This window comes from Peptacetobacter sp. (assembly GCF_029264495.1).
In the GTDB taxonomy this organism is placed as follows: Bacteria; Bacillota; Clostridia; order Peptostreptococcales; family Peptostreptococcaceae; genus Peptacetobacter.
In genome coordinates this window covers 13145-38198 of the sequence record NZ_JARIBH010000019.1, presented here as the reverse complement: position 1 = coordinate 38198, position 25054 = coordinate 13145, and the positions used below count along the sequence as shown (strand labels likewise).

General features: G+C 27.8%; 29 protein-coding genes. 2 read left to right on the top strand and 27 right to left on the bottom strand.

The features are described 5' to 3' along the window. Positions 1 to 8: 8 nt before the first annotated feature. The 18 genes from Q1J78_RS01580 to Q1J78_RS01495 all read right to left on the bottom strand — a co-directional run bounded on the left by Q1J78_RS01580 (position 9) and on the right by Q1J78_RS01495 (position 14229). On the bottom strand, positions 9 to 446 hold the full coding sequence (locus Q1J78_RS01580; RefSeq protein ID WP_300279877.1) for a divergent PAP2 family protein: 438 nt from the start codon (positions 444 to 446) through the stop codon (positions 9 to 11). A gap of 20 nt (positions 447 to 466) precedes the next feature. Beyond that, the gene (locus Q1J78_RS01575; RefSeq protein WP_300279874.1) at positions 467 to 1354 is read right to left on the bottom strand and encodes a polyprenyl synthetase family protein; all 888 of its coding nucleotides are present in this window, start codon (positions 1352 to 1354) and stop codon (positions 467 to 469) included. A 77-nt stretch (positions 1355 to 1431) separates the two neighbouring features. Next, positions 1432 to 1644 carry an exodeoxyribonuclease VII small subunit gene (gene xseB, locus Q1J78_RS01570; RefSeq protein ID WP_300279871.1) on the bottom strand — a complete coding sequence of 71 codons (213 nt, stop codon included), beginning with the start codon at positions 1642 to 1644 and terminating at the stop codon, positions 1432 to 1434. A gap of 15 nt (positions 1645 to 1659) precedes the next feature. After that, positions 1660 to 2931 carry an exodeoxyribonuclease VII large subunit gene (gene xseA, locus Q1J78_RS01565; RefSeq protein ID WP_300279868.1) on the bottom strand — a complete coding sequence of 424 codons (1272 nt, stop codon included), beginning with the start codon at positions 2929 to 2931 and terminating at the stop codon, positions 1660 to 1662. Continuing rightward, the gene (locus tag Q1J78_RS01560) at positions 2921 to 3904 is read right to left on the bottom strand and encodes an O-sialoglycoprotein endopeptidase (RefSeq protein WP_300279865.1); all 984 of its coding nucleotides are present in this window, start codon (positions 3902 to 3904) and stop codon (positions 2921 to 2923) included. The genes xseA and Q1J78_RS01560 overlap by 11 nt, the downstream gene beginning before the upstream one ends. Further along, positions 3891 to 4409 carry a transcription antitermination factor NusB gene (gene nusB, locus Q1J78_RS01555; protein WP_300279862.1) on the bottom strand — a complete coding sequence of 173 codons (519 nt, stop codon included), beginning with the start codon at positions 4407 to 4409 and terminating at the stop codon, positions 3891 to 3893. The genes Q1J78_RS01560 and nusB overlap by 14 nt, the downstream gene beginning before the upstream one ends. 129 nt (positions 4410 to 4538) lie before the next feature. Next, entirely contained in the window at positions 4539 to 4883 is a 345-nt protein-coding gene (locus Q1J78_RS01550; RefSeq protein WP_300279859.1) for an Asp23/Gls24 family envelope stress response protein, read from the bottom strand. A gap of 216 nt (positions 4884 to 5099) precedes the next feature. Next, on the bottom strand, positions 5100 to 6341 hold the full coding sequence (fabF, locus tag Q1J78_RS01545; RefSeq protein WP_300279856.1) for a beta-ketoacyl-ACP synthase II: 1242 nt from the start codon (positions 6339 to 6341) through the stop codon (positions 5100 to 5102). Between the two features lie 47 nt (positions 6342 to 6388). Continuing rightward, a complete protein-coding gene (gene acpP, locus Q1J78_RS01540; protein ID WP_300279854.1) occupies positions 6389 to 6613 on the bottom strand; it encodes an acyl carrier protein in 225 nt (74 codons plus the stop codon). A gap of 64 nt (positions 6614 to 6677) precedes the next feature. Next, positions 6678 to 7436, bottom strand: a complete 759-nt coding sequence (fabG, locus tag Q1J78_RS01535; RefSeq protein WP_300279850.1) for a 3-oxoacyl-[acyl-carrier-protein] reductase — start codon at positions 7434 to 7436, stop codon at positions 6678 to 6680. Beyond that, positions 7426 to 8388, bottom strand: coding sequence for an ACP S-malonyltransferase (fabD, locus tag Q1J78_RS01530; protein ID WP_300279847.1), 963 nt, complete (start codon positions 8386 to 8388; stop codon positions 7426 to 7428). Before fabD ends, fabG begins: the two co-directional genes overlap by 11 nt. Positions 8389 to 8398: 10 nt before the next feature. Then, positions 8399 to 9325, bottom strand: a complete 927-nt coding sequence (gene fabK, locus Q1J78_RS01525) for an enoyl-[acyl-carrier-protein] reductase FabK (protein WP_300279844.1) — start codon at positions 9323 to 9325, stop codon at positions 8399 to 8401. Positions 9326 to 9333: 8 nt separating this feature from the next. Then, positions 9334 to 10320 carry a beta-ketoacyl-ACP synthase III gene (locus Q1J78_RS01520; protein WP_300279841.1) on the bottom strand — a complete coding sequence of 329 codons (987 nt, stop codon included), beginning with the start codon at positions 10318 to 10320 and terminating at the stop codon, positions 9334 to 9336. Positions 10321 to 10343: 23 nt separating this feature from the next. Then, the gene (gene plsX / locus Q1J78_RS01515) at positions 10344 to 11378 is read right to left on the bottom strand and encodes a phosphate acyltransferase PlsX (RefSeq protein ID WP_300279838.1); all 1035 of its coding nucleotides are present in this window, start codon (positions 11376 to 11378) and stop codon (positions 10344 to 10346) included. A 12-nt stretch (positions 11379 to 11390) separates the two neighbouring features. Further along, the gene (gene fapR / locus Q1J78_RS01510; protein WP_300279835.1) at positions 11391 to 11948 is read right to left on the bottom strand and encodes a transcription factor FapR; all 558 of its coding nucleotides are present in this window, start codon (positions 11946 to 11948) and stop codon (positions 11391 to 11393) included. Positions 11949 to 12187: 239 nt separating this feature from the next. Further along, positions 12188 to 12364 (bottom strand): 50S ribosomal protein L32, encoded by a 177-nt coding sequence (gene rpmF, locus Q1J78_RS01505; protein ID WP_300279832.1) that lies wholly within the window; start codon positions 12362 to 12364, stop codon positions 12188 to 12190. A 16-nt stretch (positions 12365 to 12380) separates the two neighbouring features. After that, entirely contained in the window at positions 12381 to 12914 is a 534-nt protein-coding gene (locus Q1J78_RS01500) for a YceD family protein (RefSeq protein WP_300279829.1), read from the bottom strand. A 118-nt stretch (positions 12915 to 13032) separates the two neighbouring features. Then, positions 13033 to 14229, bottom strand: coding sequence for an acetate/propionate family kinase (locus Q1J78_RS01495; protein WP_300279826.1), 1197 nt, complete (start codon positions 14227 to 14229; stop codon positions 13033 to 13035). Between the two features lie 209 nt (positions 14230 to 14438). On the opposite strand from Q1J78_RS01495, the gene Q1J78_RS01490 reads away from it, so the two are divergent. Further along, complete coding sequence (locus Q1J78_RS01490; RefSeq protein WP_300279823.1) at positions 14439 to 15815, top strand: nucleotidyltransferase; 1377 nt, start codon at positions 14439 to 14441, stop codon at positions 15813 to 15815. 58 nt (positions 15816 to 15873) lie between these two features. Here Q1J78_RS01490 and Q1J78_RS01485 read toward each other — a convergent pair whose 3' ends face one another. The 8 genes from Q1J78_RS01485 to Q1J78_RS01450 all read right to left on the bottom strand — a co-directional run bounded on the left by Q1J78_RS01485 (position 15874) and on the right by Q1J78_RS01450 (position 23761). Beyond that, positions 15874 to 16398: a hypothetical protein gene (locus Q1J78_RS01485; protein WP_300279820.1), complete on the bottom strand. Its 525-nt coding sequence runs from the start codon at positions 16396 to 16398 to the stop codon at positions 15874 to 15876. Positions 16399 to 16555: 157 nt separating this feature from the next. Next, a complete protein-coding gene (locus Q1J78_RS01480; RefSeq protein WP_300279817.1) occupies positions 16556 to 17746 on the bottom strand; it encodes a coenzyme F420-0:L-glutamate ligase in 1191 nt (396 codons plus the stop codon). Between the two features lie 134 nt (positions 17747 to 17880). Further along, positions 17881 to 18402, bottom strand: a complete 522-nt coding sequence (locus tag Q1J78_RS01475) for a hypothetical protein (RefSeq protein ID WP_300279814.1) — start codon at positions 18400 to 18402, stop codon at positions 17881 to 17883. Between the two features lies 1 nt (position 18403). Continuing rightward, positions 18404 to 18907, bottom strand: a complete 504-nt coding sequence (gene coaD / locus Q1J78_RS01470) for a pantetheine-phosphate adenylyltransferase (protein ID WP_300279811.1) — start codon at positions 18905 to 18907, stop codon at positions 18404 to 18406. Further along, positions 18900 to 19469: a 16S rRNA (guanine(966)-N(2))-methyltransferase RsmD gene (gene rsmD, locus Q1J78_RS01465; RefSeq protein ID WP_300279808.1), complete on the bottom strand. Its 570-nt coding sequence runs from the start codon at positions 19467 to 19469 to the stop codon at positions 18900 to 18902. The genes coaD and rsmD overlap by 8 nt, the downstream gene beginning before the upstream one ends. 153 nt (positions 19470 to 19622) lie before the next feature. Continuing rightward, entirely contained in the window at positions 19623 to 21674 is a 2052-nt protein-coding gene (recG, locus tag Q1J78_RS01460; protein ID WP_300279805.1) for an ATP-dependent DNA helicase RecG, read from the bottom strand. 94 nt (positions 21675 to 21768) lie between these two features. Next, positions 21769 to 23400 carry a DAK2 domain-containing protein gene (locus Q1J78_RS01455; protein WP_300279802.1) on the bottom strand — a complete coding sequence of 544 codons (1632 nt, stop codon included), beginning with the start codon at positions 23398 to 23400 and terminating at the stop codon, positions 21769 to 21771. 10 nt (positions 23401 to 23410) lie between these two features. Further along, positions 23411 to 23761 carry an Asp23/Gls24 family envelope stress response protein gene (locus Q1J78_RS01450; protein WP_300279800.1) on the bottom strand — a complete coding sequence of 117 codons (351 nt, stop codon included), beginning with the start codon at positions 23759 to 23761 and terminating at the stop codon, positions 23411 to 23413. A 369-nt stretch (positions 23762 to 24130) separates the two neighbouring features. Between Q1J78_RS01450 and rpmB the strand changes: the two genes are divergently transcribed. After that, positions 24131 to 24319, top strand: coding sequence for a 50S ribosomal protein L28 (gene rpmB, locus Q1J78_RS01445; RefSeq protein WP_300279797.1), 189 nt, complete (start codon positions 24131 to 24133; stop codon positions 24317 to 24319). Positions 24320 to 24484: 165 nt separating this feature from the next. Here the strand turns inward: rpmB and pyrR are convergent, their stop codons facing one another. Beyond that, entirely contained in the window at positions 24485 to 25018 is a 534-nt protein-coding gene (pyrR, locus tag Q1J78_RS01440; protein WP_300280149.1) for a bifunctional pyr operon transcriptional regulator/uracil phosphoribosyltransferase PyrR, read from the bottom strand. Between the last annotated feature and the right edge of the window lie 36 nt (positions 25019 to 25054).

Here is a 25054-nt window from a genome sequence, read left to right as displayed (position 1 = left end):
CTACTTTACTACATCAGTATCAAAGCCACAACTATACCTAGTATAGCTCCACCTAAAACTTCAAAAGGTGTATGTCCAATGAGTTCCTTTAATTTTTTATTTTGTATTATCTTTCCTTGTTGAATATCTTCTAACATTTGATTTAATATTGTTGCTTGTTTTCCAACCGCTCTTCTAACTCCTGCTGCATCATACATAACTATCATCGCAAAAACCACAGCTATAGCAAAATTTGTAGAATGAAATCCATCAACCATACCTACAACTGTCGCTAAACTAGTTACAAAAGATGTATGAGAACTAGGCATCCCTCCAGAAGTTGTTATTCTTTTCAAATCAAATCTTTTTTCTTTTCCTGTAAAAACCTTTATTACTTGAGCTAATATACAAGCTATTAAACTTATTGCAAGTGCTCCATTATTTGTTAATTCTATAAGGTATTTCATAATATACCTCCTTATTTTTATTAGTGATCTCTAGATAAAATATAATCTGCTAATCCATGTAAAAACTCAGTATCATCAGTAACTTTTGATATACTTTTCTTAGCATCTTCTATTAAGCTTTTAGCTATTTCTCTAGATTTTTCAAGTCCCAACAATGAAGGATATGTTGATTTATTATTTTCTATATCACTACCTACATGTTTTCCTAATTTAGCTTCATCTCCAACAATATCCAAAATATCATCTACAATTTGGAATGCCAAGCCTATTTTTTGTGCATAGTCAGTTATATAATCCATTTGCTCTTTAGTAGCTCCTCCAACTGATGCACCAGCTCTCATACATCCAACCATCATAGCAGCTGTCTTATTTTCATGTATATAATCTAATTTTTCTTTTGGTATTTTAGTGTTTTCGCTTTGAACATCAACTACCTGTCCTCCAACCATACCATATATTCCAGCTCCTCTAGCAATCTCATATGTTGCTTTCAAATATCTTTCTGGATTTTCTTTTCCTATAGATTCTTTTAGCATTATTTCATAAGCAAAATTTAATAAAGCATCTCCTGCTAAAATAGCCATAGCTTCTCCAAAAACTTTGTGATTTGTAGCTCTTCCTCTTCTTAAATCATCATTATCAAGTGCTGGAAGATCATCATGTATTAAAGAATATGTGTGTATCATTTCTATTGCTGCAGCAAATGGAATTGCATTATTGTTACATCCTTGAACTATCCTACATGCTTCAAGTGTAAGTATTGGTCTTAATCTTTTTCCACCTGAACTCAAACTATAATTCATTGCTTCCATAATTGTTTTTTGATATCCTTCTTCTTTAGGCATATATTTTTTTATAATTTCTTCAGCATCTATAGCTCTCTTTTTTAATTCTGACTTAAAATCCATTTTATTTCCTCCTCAATAATCAGCTAAATTTTATTATTTCACTCAAAATTTTCAAGTTGATTTACAATAATTTTAATTTAAAGTTCTTCCTCTAAACCTAGTTCATTAAATTTTTTTACTTTCATTTCAGCTTCATCAAGAAGACTTACACATTTTCTATATAAAGAGATTCCTTCTTCATATAATTCTAGCGATTGATCAAGACCAGTACTTTTGTCTTCTAATAGTTTTAAAACTTCTTCTAGTCTTGTATAAACTTGTTCATAAGTCATATTTTCTAAATTATCCATTTAGTTACCTCTCAATTAAAATTGTTTGTTTTCTATTGAATTTACTTTACACTCTATATTCCCATCAATCATCATAATTTTTAAATTTTCATCTATATTTACATCTTCTATACTATTAATTATACATCCTTCTTTCTGTACCATACAATAACCTCTATCTATTGTAGCAAGAGGACTTAAACTATGAAGTAATGATGCACTATTTTTTAATTGTTCTTTTTTCTTATCTATATTTTGATTTACATTATTTTTTATACTGTCTGAAATACTAACTAATTGATATTTTTCTTTTTCTATTTTAGATTCTATAGATTTAGATAGTCTATTTGATAGCAATTTTAAATTATTTTTTCCTTCTTTTACAATATTATTTTTTATAATAGAATTTATCTCATTAAATGTATTTTCTAATTTATTTCTATCTCTGTCTATAAACGTGTACATATCTGTTTTTAATCTTTTTTTACAATTATCTAATCTATATAATAAATCATCTATATTAGGTACTGCTATTTCTGCCGCAGCTGATGGTGTAGGTGCTCTCATATCTGATACAAAATCACAAATAGTAAAGTCCACTTCATGACCAACTGCTGAAATTATAGGTATGTCTGATGCAAAAATAGCTCTTGCTACTTTTTCCTCATTAAAAGACCACAATTCTTCAAGTGATCCTCCTCCCCTACCTACAATCATAGTATCTACTTTTTTTACTTCATTAAAAAATTCTATTCCTTTTACAATTTCTTCTGCTGAGTTCATTCCTTGCACAGATACTGGATATAATAATATTTCCACTTTAGGAAATCTTCTTTTTACTACATTTATTATATCTCTTATAACTGCACCTGTTTCTGATGTTACAACACCTATTTTTTGTGGCATATAAGGTATTTTTTTCTTATATTTTTCATCAAACAATCCTTCTTTGTAAAGTTTTTGTTTTAGTTTTTCAAATTCTAGGTGTAACTTTCCAACACCTTCTCTTTCAATTTCATTTATATATAATTGATAAGATCCGTCTCTTTCATATACAGAAATATATCCTGTAGCAATTATTTTTATACCATCTTCCAATTTCAAAGATTTATCATATTTATTTTTAAAAATAATACATTTCATTTTAGATGTTTCATCTTTTAATGTTAAATATACATGTCCGCTAGAATTAACTTTGAAATTAGAGATTTCTCCTCTTACTCTCAAGTTATACAATATCGGATCATTATTTAATATCTTTTTTATATACGAATTTGCTTCACTTATTTCAAGAGCTTTAATCTTCATTTGTACTTTCTCCTAAATAGTTATCTAACCCTATTATAGCACAACCACAAGCGTTATCTGATGAATATACACTTTCTGTGAAAAAGCTATCTATTCCTTTTTTTAATAATTTTTTTGTAAGTACATTTGAAATATATTTACTTGACGCAACTCCACCAACAAACACTACATCATATATTTCAAACTTTTCACATGAAAATACTATTGCTTTTTCTAAACTTTTTATAATAGAATTCATAACTGCTTTTGATACATAATTATTATTTTTTTCTTCCATAAGTTTATATGCTTGATTTTCAACTCCAGATACATTTATAAAAGATTCTTTTACTGATGTTTTTAATCCAACTTTTATATCTTCTTTACATGAAATAGCATTTTTATCTATATATATTCCTGCTGGGAAATCATACCCCATCTTTACTCCTACTCTATCTATCAACTGTCCAAAACTTATATCTTTTGTACCACCGACAATTTTTGTTTCATATCCTTTTTTTATTTTTTCAGTAAGTAGAATTTCCATAGTTCCACCAGACATATGTACAGATAAAAATTTATTTAGATTTTCTTTCTTACAACCATAAAGAGATGCAGCTATATGATTTTCTTGATGAGTTGTATTAATCATTTTACAATCGCATAAAGATGCAATTGTTTTTGCAAAATTATTCCCAACTTCAAATACTGGCATATATGATTCTTCTAGGTTTCTTGGCTTATTAGATGCACATACTAATTCTATTTTATAATTTTTATTATTAAAATATTTTTTTATTTGTTGTGAAATTTCTCCAAAATTTTTAATATGTTGAAATACAGCCTCACTTTGTCTTAGACCTCTTTCTCCATTTTTCACTTTTAACATTTTCTTTTCATTGAATATTATTTCTCTATTTAAAGTTATAGCTGCTATAGAAGTTGTATAGCAGCTAGTATCAATCCCTATTATTATTCGATTATTTTCTATCATTTAAATAACTACCTAAAACCCCATTTATAAATTTTGGAGATTTATCATCGCAGTACATTTTCGCCATTTCTATAGCTTCATTTATAGATACTTTTTCTGGAATACTATCTATAAATGTTATTTCAGCTATTGCTAATCTAAGTATAGCAACATCTACTTTTGGCATAGTCATTATTGACCAGTTTTTAGCATATTTATCTATAGCCTCGTCTATTTCTTGATGTTTTTGCTCATATATATCACACACTTTATATACATAGTTTAAATCTATATAATTTGAAATATTTATTTCTTCATTATTTTCTAAATCATTTATATCAGCTTCATCTGAATTTTGAAGTTTTAATTCTTCAAATCTATTAACTATGTATTCTTCATTTCCTTCTAAAAAATTATTTACTTTATTTTTTAAATCCGATAAATCATCTTTTATTACATCCAAATTATATATAAATTTCATCATATATTCTCTAGATGTTACTGTTTTTATTCTGCAAAATCCCATATTTTCCTCCTAAATTTCTTTCCGCTCTATTTTGGTTAATAAATATTAATAATATTAAAGTTTTAATAAAACCACGATTTTTAAGATTAAATCACTTAAAAAACCCTCTGAAAAACCAGAGGGTATCCATTAATTTTTCTTAGCTTCTTCTTTATCTTTTTTGAAACTTACACCTTGAACATGTACGTTTACTTGAGATACTTCTAGCCCTGTCATTGTTTCAACAGAATTTTTTACATTTTCTTGTACTTTAAACGCTACATCTGGTATAGCATGTCCAAATTGAACTATTATCATAACATCAATAGAAACTTTTTCGTCTTCTATCTGTATTTTAACTCCATTATTTTTTAATAATTTATCCGCTATACTCTGAGACGATTCAACACCTTCAACTTCTAAAGCTGATATACCTGCTATTGTAGTAACAACATCATTAGATATTTTTATCTGTCCACAACTATTATTTTCCATTTTATATTTACCTCCTATATATTAGGTATTTTTCCGCAATTATTAAAACTACTTATAGATATAATAATACCAAATTGAAAGAAACAATGCAAGAATGTAATATTTTTCAGCGGATTAAAAATTTCAAAAATATAAAAATACCTCCTTTAAAATACATCTATGTGTATTATTGTAAAAGAGGTATTTTGATTATCTTTCATAAAATAAATTTGTATTCTAGACTTTAAATTTTTTAAATACTAAACTAGCATTATGTCCTCCAAATCCCAAAGAATTACTCATAGCATATAAAACTTCTCTTTTTTTCCCTTTATTTGGAGTATAGTCTAAATTTAATTCTTCTTCTGTATTTTCTAAATTTATTGTTGGTGGAATAAATCCATCTTGTATTGATAGTGCACATATTATAGCTTCAATTGCTCCAGATGCTCCTAATAAATGCCCAGTCATAGATTTTGTTGATGATATAGATATATTATTTGAGTGCTCTTTAAATACATTTTTGATAGCCATAGTTTCATATAAATCATTATAATATGTAGATGTACCATGAGCATTTATATAATCTATTTTTTTATTTTCTATTTCAGCATCATTTATTGCAACTTGCATAGCTCTAGCTGCTCCCTCTCCATTTTCTGCTGGAGTAGTTATATGATATGCATCAGATGTCATTCCATAACCAACTAATTCTGCATATATATTAGCATTCCTCTTTTTAGCACTTTCTAATTCTTCTAATATTAAAATTCCACATCCTTCTCCCATCACAAATCCATCTCGATCTTTATCAAAAGGTCTAGATGCTTTTTTAGGATTATCATTATTTGTAGACATAGCTTTCATATTGCAAAATCCTGAAAATGCAAACTCAGTTATAGCAGCTTCTGTTGCACCAGCTATCATGATATCTGCATCTCCTCTTTGAATTATTTTAAATGCATCTCCTATAGAATTTGTTCCAGATGCACAAGCTGTACATACATTTGAATTTGGACCTTTTGCACCAAACTCTATAGAAACTTGTCCTGCTGCCATATTTCCTATCATCATTGGAATAAAAAATGGACTTACTCTTCTATTTCCTTTTTCTAATAGATTTTTATATTGCTTTTCAATAGTTTCTACTCCACCAATACCTGTTCCTATTATAGTCCCAAATCTAGTTTTATCAATGCTATCTAAATCTAGTTTTGAATCTTCTATAGCTAATTTTGATGCAGCTATTGCAAACTGTGTAAATCTATCCATTTTTTTTAATTCTTTTTTGTTTATATACTTTTCTGGTTCAAAATTTTTAACTTCACCAGCTATTTGTGTCTGATAGCTTTCACAATTAAATCTAGTTATTTTATCTATACCAGATACTCCATTTTTTATATTTTCCCAGAAATTTTTTTTACCTGTTCCAACAGGTGTTACGCACCCTAGTCCAGTTATAACAACCCTTCTTTTCATAATTTCCTCCAAATTTATTAAATTTAAGATTTAGTATTTATGAAAATTTATTTATTAGACTCTATATATCTAACTATATCACCTATTGATTTAAAGTTTTCTGCTTCTGTATCTGGAATTTCCATATCAAATTCATCTTCTAAAGACATTATTATTTCTACTGCATCAAGAGAATCTGCCTCTAAATCATCCATTAATGATGTTTCCATTGTAATCCCTTCATTTTCTACACCTAACTGATCTACTATTATTTCTACTACTTTATTAAACATTTCATTTCCTCCAATTTTTCTCTTTTTATAATAATTTATTTACTAATTTTTAATTTTTTATCAATTACATTACCATTCCACCATCTACATTTATAACTTGTCCTGTTATATAATTAGATAAATCGCTTGCTAAAAATAATGCTGTATCTGCTATATTTTCTGCTTTTCCTACTGTTTTCTGTGGAATTTGTTCTATCATTTTTTCTTTTAATTTTTCATTTAATATCTCTGTCATATCTGTTTCTATAAATCCTGGTGCAATTGCATTTACATTTATATTTCTAGATGCTAATTCCTTTGCTATTGATTTTGTAAAACCTATTATACCTGCCTTAGATGCACAATAATTAGATTGTCCTGCATTTCCTATAATTCCAACAACAGATGTTATATTTATTATCTTCCCAAATTTTTCTTTAATCATAAATTTTGAAACAGCTTTTGTTACATTAAATACTCCATTTAAATTAATATCTATTACTTTTTTAAAATCAGATTCCTTCATTCTCATAAGTAAATTGTCTTTTGTTATTCCAGCATTATTTATAAGTACATCTATTTTTTTAAATTTTTTTATTATATTATCAATCATTCCTAAAACATCTTCATAATTTGATACATCACATTTTATTATTTCACATTGTTTACCGAATTTTTCGACTTCTTTTTTTACATTAATTGCTGCTTCTTCATTTGATGTATAGTTGATAATTATATTTGCTCCATTTTTTGCAAAGGATAATGCAATAGCTCTTCCAATCCCTCTAGAACCACCTGTAACTAATACATTTTTTCCTTCAAAATTCATTTTGTTATTTTCCATAGTTCCCTCCAAAAGATTTTATAAAAGAATTTACATCATCATATGTATCTATATTGATTATTTCTACATCGACTTTTTTCTTTGATGCTATCTTTTTTATAAATCCTCTTAATGTTTTTCCAGGTCCTATCTCTATAAATCTATCAAATCCATTATCTAGTAAATTTATTATCGAATCTTCCCAAAGTACAGAACTGTATATTTGTTTTTCTAGTTTTTCTCTTATTTCACATATATTTTTATATTCTTTTGCATCTACATTTGATATTACAGGTACTTTTGTATATTTAATATCTACTTTTTCTAATTCATTTTTTAATTTTTTACCAGCACCTTTTAGCAAAGATGAATGAAAAGGTCCACTTACATCTAACATTATTGTTCTTTTAGCACCATTATTTTTTAGAATTTCAGCTAAATTTATTACTGCTTTTTTTTCACCAGAGATTACTATTTGATTTGGTGAATTATAATTTGCAATTTCAACTAAGTTTGATTTTAATTTGAGAATACATTTTTCTACAATGCTTTTATCTACTCCTATTACAGCACACATTGCTCCTTCTATATCTTGTACTTCTCTACTCATTATGAGTCCTCTTTTCCTTACTAATGAAACTGCTTCTTCAAATTTTATAGCTCCTGCTACTGTCAAAGCTGTGTATTCACCTAAAGATAGCCCTAAACATGTATCGTACTTAAAATCAATCTTTTTTTCTAATATTTTTATGATAGACATACTATGTGCCAAGAGTGCAGGTTGAGTATTTTCAGTCTTAGATAAAAGTTTGTTATTTTCTTCATTGTGCATCATATTTATTAAATCGAAATCTAATAAAGAATTTGCTTTATCGATAATTTCTTTGGCTTCATCAAATTTATAATACAAATCTTTTGTCATATTTGTATATTGAGAACCTTGACCAGGAAATACTAATGCTACTTTACCCATGTTGTACCTCCTAATAAATTTCTTTCATTATATTTGAAGATTCTTTTACAATTTCTTCTATTATTTCTTTACAAGATTTAATTTCTTTTATCATAGATGCACTTTGTCCTGCCATAAAAGATCCTTTTTCTAAATCTCCATCTATAACTGCTAATCTGAGTGATCCTGCTCCAAGTCTATCTAATTCTTCACTAGAAGCACCTTCTTTTTCCATTTTTAAATATTCTTTAGAAAATTTATTTTTTAATGTTCTAACTGGATGTCCTGTTGTTCTTCCTGTTACAATAGCATCTCTATCTTTTGCTGACAAAACTGCTTGTTTATAATTTTCATGTATATTACATTCTTTAGAACATATAAATCTAGTTCCTATTTGAACTCCTTGTGCTCCAAGTGCAAATGATGCTGCCATACCTTTTCCGTTAGCTATACCTCCAGCTGCAATCACTGGTATTTTTACTTCATCTGATATTTGAGGAATTAAAACCATCGTTGTTAGCTCTCCTATATGTCCTCCCGCTTCTGTTCCTTCAGCAATTATAGCATCAGCACCTAATTTTTCCATTCTTTTTGCTAAAGCTATAGTAGGAACAACTGGTATAACTTTTATACCTGCTTTTTTTAATTTTTCCATATATTTTGCCGGATTTCCTGCTCCTGTAGTTATAGCTTTTGGTTTTTCTTCTATTATAACCTCTATTACTGATTCTACATTCGGTGACATAAGCATGACATTTACACCAAAAGGCTTATCAGTCATTTTTTTACATTTTCTTATTTCTTCTCTTACAATATCAGCTGTAGCACTTCCTGTTCCAATAATACCAAATCCTCCTGCCTCTGATACTGCTGATGCTAAATTCGCATCTGCAACCCAAGCCATTCCTCCTTGTATTATCGGATATTTTATATTAAGTATTTCACAGATTTTATTCATAAATCCTCCTATATACTCCACTGGACAACAGAAGATCCCCATGTAAGACCTCCACCAAATCCGACTAGTACAATTTTGTCACCTTTTTTTATTTTTCCTTCTCTAAAAGCTTCATCCATTGCTACCGGTATAGATGCTGATGACATATTTCCATATCTAGTTAGATTTACATAAACTTTATCTTTTTTAAGGCCTAATCTTTTTGCTGAAGATTCTATTATTCTGATATTCGCTTGATGTGGTATAAGAAAATCTATATCCTCTAGAGATAATTTAGCTTTTTCTATAGCTTTTACAGATTCCTCTGACATTTTTCTCACTGCAAATTTAAATACATCATTTCCAGACATTTTTATTGAGTGAAGTTTATTTTTTATGCTATATTCTCCAGCTTTTATTCTGGATCCTCCAGCAGGTATTTTAAGATAATCTTTACCTGTTCCATCTGCACCATTGATAATAGATAATATTCCACCTTCTTCTACTTTTGAAATAATAGCTGCTCCAGCTCCATCTCCAAATAAAACAGCTGTAGATCTATCATCATAATTAACAACACTAGACAGTGTTTCTGCTCCTATTAACAATATATTATTGTACATTTTAGATTCTACAAACCGTTTTGCTATATTCATAGCATATAAAAATCCAGAACAAGCTGCAGCCAAATCAAATGCTATAGCATTTGTAGCACCAATTTTTTCTTGTACTATACATGCTGTAGATGGTAATGGACTATCTGGTGTTACTGTAGCAACAATTATCATATCTATATCATTTACATTAATTTTTGAGTTTGATATAGCGTTTAAGGCTGCTTTTGATGCCATATCAGATGTCGCTTCAAGTTCAGATACTATTCTTCTTTCAGAAATACCTGTTCTCGTTTTTATCCATTCATCTGAGGTATCCATTATCTTTTCTAAATCAGAATTAGTAATTACATTTTTAGGTACATAACTTCCAACTCCAATAATACCTGCTTTTATATCCATATTATTATTCTCCTATTAGTGATTTATTCTTCATCACCGTTAGCTTTTTCTTCCTCTTTTTTACTGTACTCATCTATAAAACATTTTATATCTTCAACAACATTTCCTTCAGTAAATTTTATTGCTTGTCTTATAGCATTTTTTATTGCTTTACTATCAGAACTTCCATGTGCTTTTATTACTCCGCCTTTAACTCCTAATAGTGGTGCTCCTCCATACTCTGAATAATCCATAAAATCTTTTAATTTTCTCATATCATCTTTTATTAAAAGAGCTCCTATTTTACTTTTAGTACTAGACATTAGAGTTTCTTTTATAAGCTTCATAACTGAAAGGGCAACTCCCTCAACGGATTTAAGAAGTATATTTCCAGTAAACCCATCACAAACTATAATATCAGTAGCATCGTTTATAACATCTCTAGCCTCTACATTTCCTATAAAGTTTAAATTAAGTGTTTTTAATTCTTCATATGATTTTTTTACTAAATCATTCCCTTTTCCTTCTTCTGCACCCACATTTGCTAATGCAACTCTAGGATTTTCTATATCTAGAACTTTTTTTGCATATATATTTGACATAGCTGCAAATTCAATTAAATTTCTAGGCTTACAATCAGCATTTGCTCCTCCATCTGCAAGTATAGTCATTCCTTTATTTATATTTGGAATTGTCGGACATAAACAAGGTCTATCTATTCCTTTTATCCTTCCAACTACAAACAATCCTCCAGCAAGAAGTGCTCCTGTATTACCTGCAGAAACAATAGCGTCTGCTTGACCATCTTTTACTAATTTTAATGCTACAACCATAGAAGAATCTTTTTTACTTCTTATAGCCTTTACAGGTTTATCTTCATTTCTAACTACTTCTGTTGTGTGTATTATTTCAAGTCTACTTTTATCAAAATTATATTTTGCAAACTCATTTTCAAGAGTTTCTTTATCTCCTGTAACAATTATTTCTACATTTTTGTATTCATTTATTGCATCTACTGCTCCTTTAACATTTGATATTGGAGCATTATCTCCACCCATTCCATCTAAAGCTATTCTCATTATAAATTCCTCCTATTCCATTTCTTCAAATATAAACTTTCCTCTAAAAATTTGTTCTTGTTTTTTGTTATTTATAATAACTTTGACATAATGCTTTTTATCTATATTTCTATATAACTCTGCTTTTGCTATTAGTCTATCACCTTTTTCAACAAATTTAATACATTTTATATTTGCAACTCTCATTATTACTTTTGGCGTATCTATAATCGCCATCGCTAGCGACTCTGCAAGCGAAAATATATACGCATCTTTCAAAGTACCAGTTTTCGAGTAAACCATCTCTTCGCTGATTTCCAACATAGAAATTCCTATTTCTCCTACAGAAAGATCTATAATTTCTCCTGTGATTTCTTTCATTCCTAATGTTTTTACTTTTGTACTTTGTGATTCAGCTATAGATTTTACTCTTTCTCTGAGTTCTGGGATATTAAGAGTCATTCGATCTAGCCTGATAGTCTGTACACTTACATTGAATACATCCGCAAGTTCTTCATCTGTATAGAACGGATCTGTTTTTAACATATCCACTAGTTCTTTTTGTCTCTGAACTTTACTTCTCTTTTTCATGTTACCTCCAATTTTTATAGCTAGTTTTTAGTACCAGCTACTAATAGTAGTATATATTATATTTTCCTTTTTTTCAACATATATTTTTTGTATTTTTTATTTACCCCTAAAAAATACATCTTTTGTTAAAAATTTTAAATTTATAATTATATTATACATTACATAAAATCTATAATATATAGAAAAAGACATAAAAAAACATGTAGACAAAATCTACATGTTTTTTATTTCTAAAATTATTATTTTTCTACGATTTCTTTACCTTTATAATATCCACAATCAGGACAAACTCTATGTGCTAATTTTGGTTCATGACACTGTGGGCATTCTACGAAACCTGGTGCAACCATTTTTGAGTTAGCTGCTCTTCTCATATCTCTTTTTGATTTAGAAGTTTTTCTCTTTGGTACTGCCATTTAAGACACCTCCTCTTTATTCATTTTTCAGTAATTCTTTTAATTTAGCAAAACGTGGATCTATATTATCCTCGTCATTTATCTTTTCGCTGCATCTGCAATCCTCTCTATTAAGGTTTGCTCCACATCCATGACAAAGACCTTTACAATCTTCATCACAAAGAACTTTATGAGGCATATTAAAATCTAAATTCTGACTTATTATGTTTAAAAGATCTACATTTTCTAAATCTTCTACCACAAATGCATCGAATTCTTCATATTCATCCTCAGAATAATTCTTATCTTGTACTATAAAGCCCTGTATATTAAAATCTAAAGGAACTTCTACCTCGTCCAAACATCTAGAACATCTATCCACAATAGACATCTTGATATTTGCATTTATATACAGACCTTTTCCGTTGCGAGTAATCTTACCCTCAACTTCAATAGGTGAAGCTAATTTATATTTTTCATCACAGTAACTAATAGTATCAATTTCTTCGCAAAAATTCAAGTCAATTTTATCAATTTCTTTTCTGCGTAGGTTTTCAATATTAATTATCATAAAGCTCACCTCTTTTACATTTACCTAATTATTATACAAATCATAAATTTGTTTGTCAAGTATTTTTACTTGATAGGTAAATAATTTATTTAAAATTATATATTTATACTCTAATAAATTATTTTACTAAAGATAAAGTATCTCTAGCTATCATTAATTCTTCATTAGTTGGTATTAATAACATTTTTACTTTAGAATCAGCTGTAGATATTACAGTTTCTTTTCCTCTAACATTATTAGCTTCTTCATCTAATTTCATTCCTAAGAATTCCATATTAGATGCTATTTCAGCTCTTATTCCTATTCCGTTTTCACCAACACCAGCTGTGAATACAACTGCATCTAATCCATTCATTTCAGCTGCATAAGCACCTATATATTTCTGAACTTTTTTAACATATGCATCTAAAGTAGCCTGTGCTAATTCATTTCCTTCACTAGCTGCACTTTCTATATCTCTGAAGTCTGAAGATATACCAGTCATTCCGTATACACCAGATTCTTTATTCATTAATTTATCAAGACCGTCTGCATCTAAACCTTCTTTTCTCATTAAGAATGGTAGTATAGCTGGATCTATATCTCCACATCTAGTTCCCATTATTAAACCTTCAAGTGGAGTGAATCCCATAGATGTATCTACACATTCACCACCATCTACTGCTGCTATAGAAGCACCATTTCCTAAGTGACAAGTTACTATTTTAAGGTCTTTTATATCTTTTCCTAACATTTCTGCTGCTTTCTGAGAAACGTAGTTATGAGAAGTACCGTGGAATCCGTATCTTCTTACACCATATTTAGTATATAATTCATATGGAAGACCATATAAGTATGATGATTTAGGCATTGTCTGATGGAAAGCTGTATCAAATACACCTACCATTGGTACATCTGGTAATATAGCTTTGCATGCATCTATACCCATTAAGTTAGCTGGGTTGTGTAGAGGAGCAAGGTCTATACATTCTTTTAATGTTTCTATTACTTCATCATTTATTACTACTGAATGAGCAAATTTTTCACCTGCATGAACAACTCTGTGTCCTACTGCATCTATTTCTTTCATATCTTTAACTGCTCCAACTTTTTCATCAACAACAGCATCTAATACAAGTTTTATAGCATCTTTATGGTCTTTCATTGGCTGTTCAACAACATATTTTTCTTCTAGACCATCTTTTTCGTGTTTAAGAACAGAACCTTCTATTCCTATTCTTTCAACTAAACCTTTACATAAAACTGATTCATTTTCCATATCTATTAACTGATATTTTAATGAAGAACTACCACAGTTTAAAACTAATACTTTCATTATTTATACCTCCAGAAATTTTGTTATCATTCTAATATTGTAAGTATCCCTATTTAATCCCACAATATAATTACTTATATAAAAACCGAATTAACATTAATAATATATCATTTTTTTGCATAAATTTAAAGCCTTTTTACTTTTTTATTTCATTCACTTGAGTTATACTCTTGTTATTAGTAGAAATTTTATAAGGAGTTTAAATTTATATGAATATAACAGGTCTAATTGTCGAATATAATCCATTTCATAACGGACATGTATATCATCTTGAAAAATCACTAGAAAAAACAGGTGCTGATGCTTCTATAGCTGTTATGAGTGGTAATTTTATACAAAGAGGTGAACCAGCTTTATTTGATAAATTCTCTAGGGCTAAAAGTGCAGTAGAGTCAGGGGTTGATTTAGTTGTTGAACTTCCATCTATTTATGCATCTCAAAGTGCTGAACTTTTTGCTAAAGGGGCTATATCTCTATTAAACTCTCTAAATTGTGTTAATTCTATTTGTTTTGGAAGTGAAGAGGGTGATATTGGTATATTATCTCTTATTGCTTACATACTTTGTCTAGAACCTATAGAATTTAAAAATTACCTTACATCATATTTAGATGATGGAATATTATTTCCATCTGCAAGGAACAAAGCTTTATTTGACTATATTAAAAACAATGATTTTAGACTATGTGATAATTTACATGATTTTTCATTTGTAGTAAATGATTTAAAAAAATATAATTTATCTGAAGAAAATTTAAGTAATATTTTAAATTCTCCAAACAATATTTTAGGGATTGAATATATTAAACAGATATTATTATCAAAAAGTGATATAAAACCTTTTACAATAGGACGTATTATGTCTGAGTACAATTCAGAGGAAATATCTGGGAATATAAATTCTGCAAGTGCAGTTAGAAAAAAAATAGATGATATTTTAATAGATATTAACTCTAACAATAATCATGTAGATAATAATTATTTGATTAGCACTATATCTGATAATATTTCTAACTCTATACCCGATTCAACTTTAAATATGGTATTAAGTCGTATAAATAATAATTTTAATCCAGTATATCCTAAAGATTTTTTTGATATATTAATATCAACTATTATAAGAAACAAAATTTATTTAGATTCTTATTTTGATATCTCTGAGGGAATCGAAAATAAAATTTTCAAATCTGCTCTTATAGCAAAAGATTATAATGATTTAATTCATTTGATAAAGTCTAAACGCTATACTATGACTAGAGTAAAGAGATGTTTGAATAATATTTTATTAGATATAAAAAAAGAGGATATAACATTCGCTAAAAGTATTGAAACTATTCCATATGTAAGAATATTAGCTTTTAATTCAAAAGGTAGAGAGATTATAAAAAAAATAAAAAATTCATCTGATATTAAAATAATAAATAAATTTTCAGAAATAGAGCATTTTATGGATGATGAATCATTTAAATTTTTAATAGAAAATGATATAAAGTGTACAGATTTATACAATAGTGTTTATTATAGAAAAAATAGACATCTTTTGAAAGGTTCTATGGATTATTTTGAAAAACCAATATATATAAGATAAATAAAAAAAGTGTTGATTAGTAAGATTGAAAGTCTTTAAAATCAACACTTTTTACTTTTTATTTTATAAAATTAGCTTCATTTCCTAATGATATAACCTGTTTTTCTTTTTCATCACCTTTATTATATTCAAATACAAGTTTATGTTCATTTAATAATTTTTTTATCCCTTTATTATCAAGTCCTTTTGTATATAGTATAAAATCTTCATCATATTTAAACACTCTATCTATATCATTTTCACTTGATGAAACGTCTCCTGATATGTATCTTTGTATAGAGTCTACTGTTCCACATTTACCTTCAAATTTAGGAATAGTCATTTTCATATTTGAATATTTATCACTATAACTAGTATAAACAGAAATATTTATTACTTTAAATTCATCTCTATTTATATTTCTACCTAATTGAGGAATTTCTATACTTTTAAACTCTTCTATATTAGGTTTTGCAATATCTACTTCTACATTTATATTTGGATCTTTATTTTCTTCTTTATCAGATTTATTACATCCTGTCATTATTATAGATGAAAATATAACTGTAGAAATAAGTATAAATGATAATAATTTCTTTTTCATAATAATACCCTCCAATAAAGTATTTTTTCAATCTCTATTTTAATATTATAACACAAATGTATTTTTTAATCTGTATTATATAAATTTTTATATAATACAGATTAAAAATGCTGTTACTAAACAGCAACAGCATTTTTATTTATATTAATCTTCATAATTAATTAGTAAAGTTATCAAAGTATCCTTGTATATGTACTATTGGAGTTCCTTTATCTCCACTTCCTGATGTAAGGTCACATAATGAACCTATAAGGTCAGTTAATCTTCTTGGAGTTGTACCTTGAGATACCATTTCACCAACTAAATCATTATCTTTATTTTTTATATATTCTGATATAGCATTTTTTAATTCTTCACCTTTTAAATCAGCAAAGTCATTATCAGCTAAATATTTTAATTTAACTTCATTTGGAGTTCCTTCAAGACCAGAAGTATATGCTGGAGATACTACTGGGTCAGCAAGTTCCCATATTTTTCCTACTGGATCTTTGAATGCTCCATCTCCGTATACCATTACTTCTACATTTTTACCAGTTTTTTCTTTAAACTGTGACTGAACTTCTTCAACAAAATCTTTGCAATCTCTTGGGAATAATTTTACAGTTTCTTCTGTTGATTTGTTTGTTCCTAATAGTCCATAATTTTCATTAAATCCGCTTCCATTTATAGATTTAGTTAATATATCATCAAGACCTATTACAACTTCTGCTCCTGCTTCTTTAAGTATTCTCTTAGTTCTTTTTCTTGTATGTATGTCACAAGTTAATACATTTTTAGTATAGTTTAATATAACTTTTGGATTGTTAGCAAATATAACTTCTACTTCTGCTCCTGCTTCTTTTATTAGAGATGAATAATATTCAACATAATCTACACCTGTAAATGTATGTTTATTTTCTCCAAATAATTCTCTATATTTTTCAAGAGTAAGTACATCTGAATATGGATTAACTCCTTTTTCATCAAGAAGTTCTATGTCTACTAGATGGTTTCCTACTTCATCAGATGGATAGCTAAGCATAAGTACTACTTTTTTAGCTCCTCTTGCTATACCTTTTAAACATATAGCAAATCTATTTCTACTTAATATTGGGAATATAACTCCTATTGTTTCTCCACCTAACTGATTTTTTACATCTTCAGCTATGTCATCTATTTTTGCATAGTTTCCCTGTGCTCTAGCTACTATTGCTTCTGTAACAGCTACTACGTCTTTATCTCTCATTTCATAGTTTTCACTTTTTGCTGCTTCTAAAACAGAATCTACTACTATTGTTGCTAGATCATCTCCTTCTCTTATGATTGGAGCTCTTACTCCTCTAGAAATTGTTCCTACTTTTCTTTCCATGTTGGTATCACCTTTCTTTATATAAATTAATTGGTCTTAACTAAAATTATTTCAAGAAAATTTATTCTTCTTAACAAAGTTTCCTTTCATAGTATATAAAAAAATCAGCATATTAGCAAATATTTTTTTGATTTTTACTTAAATTCTTCGCGATTTTGTCTGATTTCGTCCAAAATTGATACAATATGCTGCTCAACTTCCAATAAAAGTTCGTCTGCATATTCTGCTGTACCAACTTTTATTTCCTCTGATACAGCTTTTGCATTACTTATTATTTTATGTGCTTTTTCTTCTGCTTCTAAAACTGGTTTGCTGCTATTTATATATTCATTTACAGCATCTTCTGTATCTTGTCTTAGTTCTTCTGCTTCTATTTTTGCATCTTCTATTATTTCATTGGCTTTATTTTCAGCATCTTCTATCATCTGATGTGCTTCACTTATAGCTCTATTCATTATATCTTTACTTTCTTCAGTAACGCTTACTGCTTGTTCTAGTTCTTTTGGAAGAGCCCTTTTTATATCACTAATTATGTCTAAAGCATCTTGTCTTTCTATACTGCATTTATGTGTTGAAAAAGGTACTGAAGATGCCTCTTGTATAAGAAACTCTAACTCTTTTATAAGTTCTAGTATGTGTGATTCTTCTATTTGCATATTATATCTCCTTTTTTTCAATCTTTATTTTTAGCTCTTTTAAAGCTTGTTCTGGGACTAAATTTTCTATATCTGCACCAAAGGATAATACTTCTTTAATAAGCGATGAACTTATGAAAGAAAATTTTGTATTACTTGGTAAAAAGATTGTCTCTATAGATGAATCCAATTCTTTATTCATATGTGCCATCTGTAATTCATAATCTACATCAGCTGCACTTCTTATACCTCTAACTAATACATCTATTCCATTTTCTTCACAGTATTTTATAAGTAATCCATCAAAAGCAACTACTTTTATATTGTCTAAATCAGCAGTACAATCTTCTATAAGTTTTACTCTTTCTTCTAACGTAAATAAAGGTTCTTTATTAGGATTTATAAGTATTCCTATCTGAAGTTCTGCAAATAATTTAGATGCTCTTCTTATAACATCTAAATGTCCATTAGTAATAGGATCAAAACTTCCTGCAAAAATAGCTTTCGTTCTATTACATTTATTCATCACAATCCTCCACATCTAATTTATAAAAACTTAATATTGTTATTCCATATTTTTTTTCTTTGATTTTTATAATATTTCCTATTTGCTCTGGAAGTTCATCTTTTTTATCATGTTCAACTACTATTATTCCATCTTCTGAAAGTATATTATTATTATCTATTCTTTCTATACAATCTATAAAAAGTCCTTCATAATATGGTGGATCGATCATAATTATATCAAATTTATTCCTTTTAATTCCCATCTCTGATATAACGTTTTTATAATCTTTATTTATGACTGTACTTTCACTTTCTAATCTTGCTTTTTTTATATTAGATTTTATAATATTTATACTGTCTTTACTTAAATCTGAAAATACACAATGTTTTGCACCTCTTGATAAACATTCTATACCCAAAGATCCAGACCCCGAAAAAAGATCTAATACATTTGAATCCATTACATATGAATTTATGATATTAAAAAGTGATTCTTTAACTCTATCTGTTGTTGGTCTTACGCTTTGATCTTTTGGTGGATTAAGCTTTAACCCTCTAATTTTACCAGAAATAACTCTCAATTTTTTCTCCTTCCATTTTCTTATAATTTATTTTATCATCTTATAAACTTAAAAATATTTTTCGATTTTAAAATATATATTTTAATAATTTAAATTTTGATACTAATATAACTAGATTATATCATATAGTAATTGATATTGTATTCATATTTATTAATTCATAGTTATATCTTCATCTATTTTATTTTTAAATTTTAATTCTATTTCTTTTTTTAAGCCTTTATGTTCTTTAAATTCTAAATTAGGATCTTCGCCTATAATAATTCTTGCTTCTTTTTGGACAACTTTTAATATTTTCATATGTTTAAATAAATTTGCAATTTTTAGTTCTGGTACTCCATGCTGCATTGTTCCAAAAAATTCTCCAGGACCTCTAATTTCTAAATCTTTTTCAGAAATCTTAAATCCGTCATTTGTATCTTCCATTATTTCCATTCTTTTTCTACAAACTTCACTTTTAGAATTATAAATCAAAATACAATAAGATTGATATTTCCCTCTACCAACTCTTCCTCTAAGCTGGTGAAGCTGTGCAAGTCCAAATCTTTCAGCATTTTCTATTATCATAAGTGTAGAATTAGGAACATTTACACCCACTTCTATAACAGTTGTTGAAACTAATATATCTAATTTATGATTTTTAAAATCATTCATTATATTTTCTTTTTCAGAGGCTTTCATTTTCCCATGTAAAAGTCCCACTCTTAAATCTGGGAAAAATTCATTTTTTATTTCTTCTTCTGTTTCTGTTGCTGATGTTATATCTAATACATCGCTTTCTTCAACAAGAGGACACACTATGTAAACTTGTCTACCTTTTTCTACTTCTTTTCTTACTAATGTATTATAGACTTTTTCTCTTTTCTTTTTTTCAACAGCAATTGTTTCTATAGGCATTCTCCCTGGAGGAAGTTCATCTATTATAGATATATCTAAATCTCCATATAATATAAGTGCAAGTGTTCTAGGAATGGGTGTGGCTGTCATAACAAGTATATCTGGATTTCCTTTTGAAGATAATTTTCCCCTCTGTCTAACTCCAAATCTATGTTGCTCATCTGTTATAACAAGCCCAATATTTTTAAATTCCACATTATCTTCTATTAAAGCATGTGTCCCTATCAAAATATCAATCTCTCCATTTTTTACTTTTTCAAGAATAATTTCTTTTTGTTTTTTTGAAGTACTTCCTGTCAATATTTCAACAGTTATTCCTATATCTTTAAATGTCTCCATAAATGATTCATAATGTTGTTTTGCTAGTATTTCTGTAGGAGCCATCATAGCGCCTTGATATCCATTAAAAACGCATTCTGATAATGCTAAAAGAGCTACAACGGTTTTACCACTACCAACATCACCTTGTACTAATCTATTCATTACCTTTTCAGAACACATATCATCAATTATTTCATCTAATGCTCTACTCTGTGCTTTGGTAAGTCTAAAAGGTAATGATTCTAAAATATCATCTAGTCTATTGTCTTTTTTAAAGATAATTCCTTTTTCATTTTCACTTCCACTTCTGTACATAAATAAACCTAATTGAAGTATTAAAAGTTCTTCAAATATAAGTCTATATAATGCTATTTTTAATGCTTCTTTATTTTGTGGAAAATGTATATTTTTTATCGCATATTCTATTCCACATAGTCTGTATTTTTCTAATATTTCTTTTGGCAGATATTCTGGTATTTTTATATCTTTATTTTCAAATACATTTCTTATATTATTAGAAATATCTTTATTTGTTATACCATAGCTAAGAGGATATACAGGAAACATTTTACCTATGTTTTTAGGAGTATTTGATAAATACTCTACTTCACAAGAATTTAATTCTATAAATCCTCCATTTTTTTTAACTTTTCCAAAAGCTAGTATACTATCTCCTACTCTAAATGTATTTTTTATATACTCTCTATTAAAAAATATAAGTTTGGCAAATCCTGTATCGTCTTTTACATCTACTCTAGTTATAGTCATTCCTCTTTTTACAGTATACGTTTCTATATTTGTTATTATTGCTTTGACTGTAACTTTTTCATCATTTTCTAATTGAGCTATTTTTTTTATAATACTTCTATCTTCAAATTGTCTTGGAAAATAATATAATAAATCTCTTATTGAATATATTCCTAATCTATTTAGTTTTTCAGCTTTTTTAGGACCAATCCCTTTAACATATTGTATGCTTTCATTCATTATGCCAAACAAATCTATCACCTTCTTAAGTTATTATTTAATAAAAAAATCCTGTATAACAGGTTAAAGTTATACAGGATTCTTTTAGTTATTTTTATTCAACTGAAATCAGGTAGTAATAAAGAGGTTGACCACCATAGTAAAGTTCTATGTCTATGTCTTCAAATTTTTCTTCTAATTTTTCTCTTAATTCTTCTGCCTGTTCTTCTGTAACATCTTCTCCATAGAATAAAGTTATTATAGCTGAGTCTTCATCAACTAAGCTTTCTATTAATTTAGTTGTTACATCGTCAACTTCATCTCCAGCTGCAATCATTTCTTTTTCTGCAATACCGATTATATTTCCTTCTTTTATTTCTATACCATTCATAACAGTATCTCTAACTGCAAATGTAACTTGTCCTGATTTAACATAGCTTAATGCATCTAACATACTAGCTTCATTTTCTTCAACTGTTGCATCTGGACTAAATCCTACAAGAACACTTACTGCTTGTGGAATATTTTTTGTAGGTATTACTATTATATTTTTATCGCTAAGTTCTTTAGCCTGATTTGCTGCCATTATTATATTGCTATTATTTGGTAGTATAAATATATTTTTAGCATGTATTTTATCTATTGCATTCATAAAATCTTCTGTACTTGGGTTCATTGTCTGACCACCTTGGATTACACAATCAACACCAAAATCTTTAAATATACTATCTAAACCATCACCCATAGAAGTTGATATAAATGCAAATTCTTTTTCTTCTACTGGTTCTTGATAACTTTCTTCTGATAATCCTTCAAGTATATTTTCATGCTGCATTCTCATATTTTCTATTTTTATAGTTAAAAGCTGTCCATATTTTAATGCTTCTTGAAGAACATTTCCTGGTTCATTAGTATGAACATGTACTTTTATTACACCTTCATCTCCAACTACTGCTAAACTATCTCCATAGCCTAACATTATATCTCTTATTTTAGAATCATCTATTTTATCTGATTCTAATATAAATTCAGTACAATATCCAAATTTTATATCTTCTGATGAAGAGTAATCAGATGAAGATATAGAAACATTTTTAAGTTCTTCCTTTTCTTTAGAAGCTTTTTCAACAGCTTTACCTATAGAAGCTAAATAGAATCCTTCTATGATAAGTGCTAATCCTTTACCACCTGAGTCTACAACACCTGCATCTTTAAGATTTTTTAATAAGTTTGGTGTATTTTCTAATGAAATATTTGCTTCCTTAACTACTTTTTCAAGGAATTTGTTAATATCTTTTTCTTTTTTTGCTATCTTTATAGCGTGTTCAGATGTTTCTCTTATAACAGTTAATATTGTACCTTCTACTGGTTTTATAACTGCTTTATATGCAGTATCTGAACCACCTTTTAGAGCTTTTGCCATATCCATAGTTGAAAGTTTTTCTTTTCCTTCAACTGATTTTGCTATACCTCTTATTATTTGAGATAGTATAACACCAGAGTTTCCTCTTGCTCCCATTAATGATCCTTTAGACATTGCTTTTGATATTTTGGTAATATCATCTTCTTCTACTTTTGCCAATTCTTTCATTGCATAAGATATAGTAAGAGACATATTTGTACCTGTATCACCATCTGGAACTGGAAATACATTCAATTTGTCTACTAAATCTTTGTTATTTTGAAGATTGTTGGCACCCGAAATAAACATTTCTCTAAATGCTTTTGCTTTTATATATTCGGTCATTGTTTTCCTCCTATTTCACTCTTATCCCTTGTACATTTATATCTATTTTACTTACTTTAATTCCTATTAAATTCTCTACTGTATATTTTATTTTATCTATTATATTATTAGCAACTGTAGATATATTAACGCCATATTGCATTATTACAGAAAGTTCTATCTCAACAGTATTATCTTCGGCTTCTTCTACTTTTACACCTTTTGTGGCATTTTCTCCCTTTAAAAGTTCAACTATACCTTTTGTTCTTGATGCAAGCCCAACAAGCCCATAACTTTCCATAGCTGATCTATAGGCAACCTGTGCTATTACATGCTTATCTATTTCTATACATCCGTATTCATTTATTATTTTTGCGGTCATAATTCTGAACCTCCTTAAAAGTCTTTTTGACAATTAAATAAATTTTAAATACTAAAATTTATAACAATCAATATAAATAATATAATACCATAATTGTATTATAAATTAAATCTATATAGCATATAATAATCTAATTTTTATGATAATATCAAGTATTTTTATAAAATTAAAATTTTTATTTTTCAAATAATAAATTTTTTTATTTACATTCTAAGCATTTATATATATAATTTTATATTATAAAAATGTATTCTTCAATATGTTATTTAAAGAAATATATTTTTATCTTGCAAAGTTTTTTAGTTTATGATATTATAAATATGTTTTTAGTCTTTAAATAGTTATTTATTTTTTAAGGAGGTGCGGTAAATGTCAAGAGTATGTAGCGTATGTGGTAAAGGTAAACATTCAGGAAATACAGTATCACACTCAAATAAACACAACAAAAGAACTTGGTCTGCAAACTTAAGAACTGTTAGAGCAGTAGTGGACGGAACTCCAAAAAGAGTTAAAGTTTGTACAAGATGTCTACGTTCTGGAAAAGTTGAAAGAGCTTAATTAAAATTTTGTTCGAAAGATATAATGGTCTATCAGATGATAGACCATTTTTTATTATTTACAATTAATAAATTTTAATAAAAAAACACCTTAAATATTTATCATTTAGGTGTTTTTTATTTCAGTATTTTTTAAATAATACTAAGTATAATATTATTTTTTATATTACTCATTTATAGTTACAGAATCTTCTCCATCTATTTCTATTAATTTAACTGATATAAATTCATTTTTAGATGTTGGTACATTTTTACCTACATAATCCGCTCTTATTGGCAACTCTCTATGTCCTCTATCAACTAAAACAGCTAATTGAATAGCTTTTGGTCTTCCATTATCTATTATATAGTCAAGTGCTGCTCTTACAGTTCTTCCTGTATAAAGAACATCATCTATTAAAACTACAGTTTTTTTATCAGTATCAAATAAATTAATATCGTCATGAAGTGCAACTTCTACTCTTCGTTCACTTATATCATCTCTATATCTACTAATGTCAATTTCTCCTACTGGAAGAGATGTACCTTCTATTTCTTCTATTTTTTTTGCTATTCTTTTGGCTATAGGAATTCCTCTAGTTTTCACCCCTACAAGAACTATATTTTCTATTCCTTTATTTTTTTCAACTATCTCATGGCTTATCCTTGTTATAGCTCTTGTCATAGCCTTTTCATCCATTAATTCAGCTTTTTTCATTATATTTATCTCCTTCAATAAAAGTTATAAAATTTTATA

Coding starts and splice junctions, on each gene's coding strand:
- Q1J78_RS01575 (WP_300279874.1), bottom strand. CDS start 1,354: ATGGATTTTAAGTCAGAATTAAAAAAGAGAGCTATAGATGCTGAAGAA.
- Q1J78_RS01450 (WP_300279800.1), bottom strand. CDS start 23,761: ATGACCGCAAAAATAATAAATGAATACGGATGTATAGAAATAGATAAG.
- recG (WP_300279805.1), bottom strand. CDS start 21,674: ATGAATGAAAGCATACAATATGTTAAAGGGATTGGTCCTAAAAAAGCT.
- Q1J78_RS01520 (WP_300279841.1), bottom strand. CDS start 10,320: ATGGATATAAAAGCAGGTATTATTGGAGTTGGAAGTTATGTACCTAAA.
- fabF (WP_300279856.1), bottom strand. CDS start 6,341: ATGAAAAGAAGGGTTGTTATAACTGGACTAGGGTGCGTAACACCTGTT.
- Q1J78_RS01500 (WP_300279829.1), bottom strand. CDS start 12,914: ATGATAATTAATATTGAAAACCTACGCAGAAAAGAAATTGATAAAATT.
- fabD (WP_300279847.1), bottom strand. CDS start 8,388: ATGGGTAAAGTAGCATTAGTATTTCCTGGTCAAGGTTCTCAATATACA.
- Q1J78_RS01490 (WP_300279823.1), top strand. CDS start 14,439: ATGAATATAACAGGTCTAATTGTCGAATATAATCCATTTCATAACGGA.
- Q1J78_RS01580 (WP_300279877.1), bottom strand. CDS start 446: ATGAAATACCTTATAGAATTAACAAATAATGGAGCACTTGCAATAAGT.
- xseB (WP_300279871.1), bottom strand. CDS start 1,644: ATGGATAATTTAGAAAATATGACTTATGAACAAGTTTATACAAGACTA.
- rpmB (WP_300279797.1), top strand. CDS start 24,131: ATGTCAAGAGTATGTAGCGTATGTGGTAAAGGTAAACATTCAGGAAAT.
- Q1J78_RS01495 (WP_300279826.1), bottom strand. CDS start 14,229: ATGAAAGTATTAGTTTTAAACTGTGGTAGTTCTTCATTAAAATATCAG.
- plsX (WP_300279838.1), bottom strand. CDS start 11,378: ATGAGAATAGCTTTAGATGGAATGGGTGGAGATAATGCTCCAATATCA.
- xseA (WP_300279868.1), bottom strand. CDS start 2,931: ATGAAGATTAAAGCTCTTGAAATAAGTGAAGCAAATTCGTATATAAAA.
- nusB (WP_300279862.1), bottom strand. CDS start 4,409: ATGGGATTTTGCAGAATAAAAACAGTAACATCTAGAGAATATATGATG.
- Q1J78_RS01455 (WP_300279802.1), bottom strand. CDS start 23,400: ATGACCGAATATATAAAAGCAAAAGCATTTAGAGAAATGTTTATTTCG.
- acpP (WP_300279854.1), bottom strand. CDS start 6,613: ATGTTTAATAAAGTAGTAGAAATAATAGTAGATCAGTTAGGTGTAGAA.
- Q1J78_RS01485 (WP_300279820.1), bottom strand. CDS start 16,398: ATGAAAAAGAAATTATTATCATTTATACTTATTTCTACAGTTATATTT.
- rpmF (WP_300279832.1), bottom strand. CDS start 12,364: ATGGCAGTACCAAAGAGAAAAACTTCTAAATCAAAAAGAGATATGAGA.
- Q1J78_RS01475 (WP_300279814.1), bottom strand. CDS start 18,402: ATGCAAATAGAAGAATCACACATACTAGAACTTATAAAAGAGTTAGAG.
- coaD (WP_300279811.1), bottom strand. CDS start 18,907: ATGAATAAATGTAATAGAACGAAAGCTATTTTTGCAGGAAGTTTTGAT.
- fapR (WP_300279835.1), bottom strand. CDS start 11,948: ATGAAAAAGAGAAGTAAAGTTCAGAGACAAAAAGAACTAGTGGATATG.
- Q1J78_RS01550 (WP_300279859.1), bottom strand. CDS start 4,883: ATGGAAAATAATAGTTGTGGACAGATAAAAATATCTAATGATGTTGTT.
- fabG (WP_300279850.1), bottom strand. CDS start 7,436: ATGGAAAATAACAAAATGAATTTTGAAGGAAAAAATGTATTAGTTACA.
- Q1J78_RS01560 (WP_300279865.1), bottom strand. CDS start 3,904: ATGATAGAAAATAATCGAATAATAATAGGGATTGATACTAGCTGCTAT.
- fabK (WP_300279844.1), bottom strand. CDS start 9,325: ATGAATAAAATCTGTGAAATACTTAATATAAAATATCCGATAATACAA.
- Q1J78_RS01480 (WP_300279817.1), bottom strand. CDS start 17,746: ATGGAAAGAAAAGTAGGAACAATTTCTAGAGGAGTAAGAGCTCCAATC.